6 protein-coding genes are annotated in these 7,286 nt (G+C 73.4%); 2 read left to right on the top strand and 4 right to left on the bottom strand.

The features are described from left to right. The first annotated feature begins 24 nt into the window (after nucleotides 1–24). The gene (locus LNW72_RS02505) at nucleotides 25–222 is read left to right on the top strand and encodes an MbtH family protein (protein WP_250973791.1); all 198 of its coding nucleotides are present in this window, start codon (nucleotides 25–27) and stop codon (nucleotides 220–222) included. Between the two features lie 66 nt (nucleotides 223–288). Here LNW72_RS02505 and LNW72_RS02500 read toward each other — a convergent pair whose 3' ends face one another. The 4 genes from LNW72_RS02500 to LNW72_RS02485 form a co-directional block, all read right to left on the bottom strand. After that, nucleotides 289–1,356 carry an iron-siderophore ABC transporter substrate-binding protein gene (locus tag LNW72_RS02500; RefSeq protein ID WP_250973790.1) on the bottom strand — a complete coding sequence of 356 codons (1,068 nt, stop codon included), beginning with the start codon at nucleotides 1,354–1,356 and terminating at the stop codon, nucleotides 289–291. Nucleotides 1,357–1,444: 88 nt separating this feature from the next. Beyond that, nucleotides 1,445–3,232, bottom strand: a complete 1,788-nt coding sequence (locus tag LNW72_RS02495) for an ABC transporter ATP-binding protein (RefSeq protein ID WP_250973789.1) — start codon at nucleotides 3,230–3,232, stop codon at nucleotides 1,445–1,447. Then, the gene (locus tag LNW72_RS02490) at nucleotides 3,229–4,911 is read right to left on the bottom strand and encodes an ABC transporter ATP-binding protein (RefSeq protein WP_250973788.1); all 1,683 of its coding nucleotides are present in this window, start codon (nucleotides 4,909–4,911) and stop codon (nucleotides 3,229–3,231) included. Before LNW72_RS02490 ends, LNW72_RS02495 begins: the two co-directional genes overlap by 4 nt. Nucleotides 4,912–4,960: 49 nt before the next feature. Continuing rightward, nucleotides 4,961–5,185: a hypothetical protein gene (locus LNW72_RS02485; RefSeq protein WP_250973787.1), complete on the bottom strand. Its 225-nt coding sequence runs from the start codon at nucleotides 5,183–5,185 to the stop codon at nucleotides 4,961–4,963. A gap of 613 nt (nucleotides 5,186–5,798) precedes the next feature. Here LNW72_RS02485 and LNW72_RS02480 point away from each other — a divergent pair. Beyond that, nucleotides 5,799–7,280 (top strand): hypothetical protein, encoded by a 1,482-nt coding sequence (locus tag LNW72_RS02480; RefSeq protein ID WP_250973786.1) that lies wholly within the window; start codon nucleotides 5,799–5,801, stop codon nucleotides 7,278–7,280. Nucleotides 7,281–7,286: the final 6 nt, after the last annotated feature.

Genomic DNA, 7,286 nt, shown 5'->3' with positions numbered 1-7,286 from the left:
GCCCCACCGAGAGGAACTGAGAAGATGGCCAACCCGTTCGAGAACCCCGAGGGCGTCTACTCGGTCCTGGTCAACGACGAGGGCCAGCACAGCCTGTGGCCCGACTTCGTCGACGTGCCGGCCGGCTGGACCGTCGCGTACGGCCCGGCCGGGCGGCAGGAATGCCAGGAGTACACCGAGGCCAGCTGGACGGACATGCGCCCCATCAGCCTCGTGGAGTAGCCCAGGACACGGCGGAGGGGGACGGCCCGACCGGGCCGTCCCCCTCCGCCATGTCCGGCGTGCCGCTCAGGACGCGGGCTGCGCGACCTTCGTGTCGGGCTTGCCGTCCACCGCCGCGGCGAGCTGCGGCACCAGGCGCTCCAGGACGTACGGAATGCTGAGCACCGTCGACAGCGACACCGCGTTGCCGTAGTCGCTGGTCTCCTTGATGAAGACCTCGCGGCCCTGCTTCACGACGTTCAGGTCCCCGTAGAGCCTGTCGCTGTGCAGCTTGGTGACGGCCCCGGTGGTGTCCGGGACGATCCACACCGCGACACCCTGGTCGAGCAGATCGGTGCGCTCCTTGCTGATGTTGGCGCCGAAGGAGTCACCGATCACCTTGTCCAGGCCCGCCGGCAGCGTGAGGCCGAGGCCCGCCAGCAGCCGGGAGCGCGCGTCCTGGCTGCCGTAGACGAAGGTGCCCTCGTACGGGGTGGCCATGACCGCGGTGGCCTTGGCGAACTCCGGGTGCTGTTTCCCGGCGGCGCTGAACGCGCTCTTGACGCCGTCGACCAGCGTCTTGGCCTCGGCCTGCTTGCCGAGCGCCTTGCCGATGGTCTCGGTCTGCTGCTGCCAGGGGATGCCGAAGTCGTTGAACTCCTTGGGCTGGGCCACGACCGGGGCGAACTTCGACAGCGTGTCGTACTGGGCCTTCGTCAGGCCGGAGTACAGGGCGAGGATCAGGTCCGGCCGCAGGGCCGCGATCTTCTCCGTCTGGGGGCCGGTCCCGGTGTCCTTGAGCACGGTCGGCGCGGCCGCGCCGCCCAGCTTGCTCTGCGCCCAGGGGCCGATGGCCCCCTGGTAGCCGCCGATCCATTCCGTCGTTCCCACCGGTACCTTGCCCAGCGCCAGCACGGCGTCCTGGTCGGTCAGACCGACCGTGACGATGCGCTTCGGCTCGGACTTGACGGTCGTACTGCCGTACTTGTGCGCGATCGTGACGGGGAAGGCGGTGGCGGCGGCGTTCTTGCCGGTGCCGGCGGACGGGGAGTCGGTGCCGGAGTCGGACGAGCCGCAGGCGGCCACCCCACCGACGAGGAGCAGTACGGAGGCGAGCAGTCCGGTGAACCGGGTGGCTCTCTGGGCGCGGGACATCACATGATCCTTCGGGTCGGTACGGTTCGTTTCGTTCGGCCTCCGACCGGCGATCGGTGCGATCGGAGGGACGGCTGGTCGTTCGGGGCTACAGCTGGAGGCCCGGGTCGGGGTCAGGGCTCGGTACCGTGCCGCCGCGGTGCTGCGACCAGGCCTGCCACAGGGCGGCGTACGGCCCCCCGGCGGCGCGCAGCTCGTCGTGGCTGCCGCTCTCGACGACCCGGCCGTCCTCCATGACGACGATCCGGTCGGCGGCCGCGGCCTGACTCAGCCGGTGGGCGACGACCAGCGCGGTGCGGCCGTCCAGGGCCCGGTCGGCGGCCCGCTCCAGCAGCTGTGCGCCGGAGCTGCCCGCCTCGGCGGTGGCCTCGTCGAGGACCGCGACCGGCGGATCGGCCAGCACCAGCCGGGCCAGCGCGAGTTGCTGCGCCCGGTCGGCGGTCAGCCGGTGGCCGCCGTCACCGACGACGGTCTCGAGCCCGTCGGGCAGCGCGTCGACCCAGCCCAGCGCGCCGACCCGGTCCAGCGCCTCGCGCAGTTCCCCGGTGTCGGCGGCCGGCCGGGCCAGCCGCAGGTCGTCGGCGAGCGGACCGGCGAAGACGTGCACCTCCTGGGTGACCAGCCCGACCGTACGACCGGCCTCGCCCGGCTCGGTGCCCGCGATGTCGATCCGGCCGGTGGTGGGGTGGTGGATGCCGACGATGAGCTTGGCGAGGGTGGTCTTGCCCGCCCCGCTGGCGCCGACCAGGGCGACCTTCTCCTTCGGCCGCAGGATCAGGTCCACGTCGTGCAGCACGGGCCGGCCGGGTACGTAGCTGTGGCCGACACCGGTGAGGGTGACGGTCGGAACGCTCCGCGGTGTCTCCGGCGCCGTCCCGGCCGTCTCCTGCCGCACCGGCTCGTCGACCACTCCGACCAGCCGGGCCAGCCCGGCCGAAGCGGACTGGGCGTCGTCGAGCAGCACCAGCGCGGTGTTGACCGGGCCGAACAGGCTGTGGAAGTACAGCGCGGCGGCCGTCGCGGTGCCGATCGTCGCGGAGCCGCTGCGCACGAGCAGGAAGCCGGCCACCAGAACGGCGGCCAGACCGGTGTATTCGGCCACATGCAGCCGGCTGTAGAAGCGCAGCACCAGCCGCACCCCCCGCAGCGTCAGGTCGACGGCGGCCCGGGAGCGTTCGGTGACCCGTTCGGTGTGTTCGGCCTCCAGCCGCAGGGCCCGCACCGTGCCCGCCCCGCCGATGGTGTCGAGCAGCTGCTGCTGCTGCGCGCCGGTCGCGATCCGCTCCTTGGCGTACAGCGGTGTGGCGTTGGCCAGGTACCAGCGGGCGGTGTACGCCTGGACGGGCAGCGCGAGCAGTGCGGCGAGCAGGAACCGCCAGTCGAGCACGGCGAGTGCGCCGAGCGTCAGCACGATGGTCAGTCCGGAGCGGGCCAGCTCGGGCAGCGCGGTGCGGACCGCGTCGGCGACCCGCGAGACGTCCCGGGTGACGCGGGCGGTGAGGTCGCCGGAGCCGGCCTTCTCCAGCCGGTCCAGCGGCAGCAGCAGGGCCCGTTCGACGAACTTCTCGCGCAGCTCGGCCAGTACGGTCTCACCGAGCCGCGAGACCAGCGACAGGCCGAGCGCGGTGGTGATCCCCTGGACCACGGCGACGAGTGCCAGCAGTACCACGGGCCGGGTGAGGTCGCCGGCCGGGTGGCGTTCGGTGACCAGGTCGATGAGGTGACCCAGCAGCGGCTGGGTGAGCAGCCCCACGACGGTGGCCACCACCAGGACGCCGAACCCGGCGCAGGCCAGCGCCCGGTGCGGGCGCAGCAGTTCCCGTGCCGCGGCGCGGGTGCGCGCGGGGGTCGCGGTGGGCAGCAGCTCCCGGGTCATGCCAGCACCGCCGTACGGTAGGCCGCGTCGTCCCGCAGGAGACCGGTGTGCGGGCCGTCGGCGGCGATCCGGCCGGCGTCCAGGAGGACCACCCGGTCGGTGACGGCGAGCAGCGAAGGGCTGTTGGTGACCAGGACCGTGGTGCGGCCGCTGCGGAACTCCCGTACGCCGTCCGCGATCCGGGCCTCGGTGACCGCGTCGACCGCGGTGGTCGGGTCGTGGACGACGAGGACGGTCCGGTCGGCGTGCAGCGCGCGGGCCAGCGCCACGCGCTGGCGCTGGCCGCCGGAGAGCGAGCGGCCGCCCTCACCGACCTCCGCCGCGTCGCCCAGCGGCAGCGTCCGGGCCACCTCGTCGGCGGCCGCTGCCGCCATGGCCCGCCCCGGGTCTCCGCCGGAACCGACGTTCTCCCGCAGCGTGCCGTCGAACAGGTCGGCGTCGTGCGCGGCGACCAGGACGGCCGTGCGCAGCTCCGCCGGGTCGAGGTCGGTGAGCGGCACGCCGTCCAGCTCGACGCTCCCGGACTCGGGGTCCTCGGTCCTGCCGAGACACCGCAACAGGGCCTCCGCGGCCGCCGGGTCGGTACTGGCCACGCCGAGCAGCTCGCCGGGCGCCACGGTCAGATCGACGTCCCGCAGCCCGCCCAGGCTGACTCCGCGCAGCCGCAGACCGCCCCGTACGGGGTCGGCCAGCCGCCGCCCGCCGGGGGCGACGTCGAGGGGCGCGGCGAGCACCTCCGCGATCCTCGCGGCCGAGGCGCGGCCCTGTGCGAGCTCGGCGTTCACCCAGGCCAGCACCTCCAGCGGGCCGATCAGGAACAGTGCGAGGCCGACAGCCGACACCAGTTGGCCCAGGGTGATGTCGCCCTCGACGGCGAGCCGTCCGCCGACCAGCGCCACCAGGGCGATGAAGCCACCGGTCAGCGCGAGGACGACGCCGCTCTGCCATGCCTGGGCGGCGGCGGCGCGCAACGTGGCGGCCAACGAGTCGCGGCTGGTGCGCCGGTAACGCTGCACGGCCGCGGCCTGCGCTCCGATGCCCTTGAGTACCCGCAGGCCCGCCACCAGGTCGGCGGCGATGCCGGAGGCGTGCGCGGCCCGCTCCTGCTCGGCCTCGCTGCGGCGCTCCAGCGGCTTGCTCAGCAGATGTCCCAGCAACAGGAGTACGGGTGTGCCCAGCAGGACCATCAGGCCCAGCGGCACGGAGATCACCAGCAGCGCCACCGCACTGACCGCCAGCCCGGCGAGGGCCGAGATCCCGGCCATCACCGCCATGTTGACCGCGCCGACCCGCTTGGCGTCCTCGGTGGCGATGCTCGCCAGCGCACCCGGCAACCGGCCGCTCCCGGCCCCGCCTCCGGGAGCGAGCACCCGGCGTACGACGGCCACCCGCAGCAGGTGCGCGGCCTGCTCCGCGGCCCGTTCGCCGGCCCGCGCCCCGTACCGGAAGCTGAACGACAGCCCCACGTACACGACGCCCAGCACGGCCAGCCAGCGCACCAGCGCACCGGTGTCGCTCTTGGCGACCGCCTGGTCGATCACGACGCCGATCAGCACCGGTACCAGGGCTTCGCCCAGTTGGTGCCCGGCACCCAGAACGGCCCCGGCACACACATCGCGCCGTTGCCCCCCGACCGCCTGCCCCAGCACGTCGCGCGTTCGTGGTCCCTCTGCTCCCACCGGCACACCTTCCGGAACCAGCCCAACCCGAATGTTAGGTAAGGCTAGTCTAAGTAGGGGTTCCCCGGTCAAGGCGCCGGGACCGCCGGACCCGGCGCGGAAGCGCCATCAGGTCGAGCGCGCGCAGCGCCGCCGACGACTGCGGCCACTGGTCCGGTGGCACCGGATCGGTGTCGCCGATGTCCGCGAGCCGGATCGCTCGTTCCGTCGCGGGCGAGCCGGTGAGGGGCCGCGACCGGAGCAGGGCGTCGGCCAGGACGGCCGCACCGTGCACGCGCCGCCCATGGGCCCTTGGGGGCCGGTCCGAAAAGAAAGGGAGGATCGTGCACTCTGCTGTGACCAAAGCCCGTCGCATTCCACCCGCACTGTGCAACCATGAACTATCCGGGGCCCAGTCGTTCCGGTTAGCGGCCGTTCGCCGGGGGGCGAACAGGACGAGCGGGGCCGTACGCGGCTCATGTGTATCCGGGGGGTAGGGATCATTGGCCGGGGGGAATGATCAAGCATGTCCGGTGTGCGGAATTCCGGATGAGGACAAGGACCTGTGCGGCGGCTGTCAATGGCCCATGCGGGCCGATCCGGTACTGGGGGAACTGACCGAGACCGATCGGCAGCGGGACCTCGCGGCCGTTGACGCGGCCGGACACGCCTGGGACACCAGGGCGGCGGCGCTTTCGAACGCGGGTGCGGGCGACGGTGGACAGCTCGCCGAGGTGATTCGCGGCGGACCCGCGCGACCGGGGGCGAAAAGCCCGGTGGCCGGTTCCCGCGTACCGAATGGTTTGTCGATGCAGGACTCCGCGCGATGGCCCGAGATCCTCGCCGATTTGATCAACGGGCGTATCAAGGAGTTAGTGTTCATCGAATTCGGCCCTGATTGCGTCAGCATGATCAGAGCCTCCGCCGACGTGAACGGGATACCCCGGCAGACCGACGCCGGAAGTACCGAGTGGCGCTCCGTCGCCCCGCTTCTCGACCAGCGGCCGGAAATTCGCCGATTCCAGCTCGCCGGCGGGATCGGCACCCTTCCCCTGGTCGGCCGGGCGGATTTCGACACGGCGGTGGCGAACTGGCTGAAGGCGTACGTGCCTCCCTCCTACGCCCACTCGATGGTGCTGCTGAGCCGCCGGTCCGGCTGGGTGCTGCTGGACCGGGCCGCGGACCTGCTGCGCGCCGCCTATCCGCTGCGGGCCGAGGCGGGGCCGGGCCCCGAACCGTCGAGCGGTCCCGGCGTGCCGGGCGCCGAGAGCGCGGTGGACGAACTGCTTCGCACAGCACCCCTGTTGCTCGACCACACGCTGCTGCTGGCCCGGTTCGACGACCGCACCGGCGCCGTGCACCCGTACACCGAGGTGCTCTTCCCGGCCGGATCCCGGCTGCCCGCCGGCGGGACGGCGACCGCGGCGGTCACCGTGCACGGCGGGATCGAGGACGGTACGCCGGTGCTGCTGCCGGTACTCGCCGGCAGGCCGGCGGCCGACGGGACGGGGGCGGCGGTGCTGTCCGCCCCGGGCACGGAACTCCACGCGCTCGGCACCGCCCGGCTGACCTTCGAGTTACGGGGCCCGGGCGATGTGCGTCTGACGGGCCGGGCGGCGCCGGCCGAGAACGGCCGTCCCGCCCTCGACATCCCGGCTCTGATCAGCGGCCTTCCCCGCCGGATCATCCGCCCGCCCGGGCTGGAGGTCTGGTTCACCGTCGAGATGAGCGGCGCCGATACGGCCGAGACCGCCGAACGGCTGGACTTCGTCGGGGAGGTCGTCACCGAACTCGCGCGACGGAACGGCGGGGCCGGGCTGCGCGTCGGTGTGGTGGGCCACTACGACCACGTGATCCACGAGAACAGCCACACGCAGCGGCCGACCCTGCTGCTGCCGCGTCCGGCCGGCCCGGCCGGGGACGTCCTGGCGGAACTGGCGGGCTGGAAACCGGCCCTGCGCCGCCAGGACACGACGTCGTCGCTGGAGGACGCGCTCAAAGCGGTCGTCCGGCTGGCGGTGGTGCCCGCCCGGGCCGCGGCTGCCACCCGGCGCACCGTGCTGATCGTCGCCCGCCGCCCGCCCGCGATGCCCGTGCTGCGCGGCCCGGTGCCGTCCTGTCCGCTCGGCGCCGACTGGAAGCACGAACTGCACGCGCTGCGCGGGCACGGCGTGCGGGTGCTGACCCGGGCGGATCAGACCCCGCCAGGTCCGCCCGGCAGCCCTGATCCCGTCGGGGACTACGCCCGCGGTACGTGGGCCGCCCTGTCGGCGGAGGGCTCCTTCCAGCCCGGCAGGAACGCCCCGGCCGACGTGGCGGCGGAACTGACCCCGGCATGGCGGTCGGACGGCCCACCCTGCCCGCTCGCCTTCGCCACCGCCTTGCGGTGACCCCCA

It is taken from the genome of Streptomyces sp. RKAG293 (genome assembly GCF_023701745.1).
GTDB lineage: Bacteria > Actinomycetota > Actinomycetes > Streptomycetales > Streptomycetaceae > Actinacidiphila.
The sequence above is the reverse complement of the archived record's forward strand: the minus strand, read 5'-3'. Positions and strand labels throughout refer to the sequence as shown.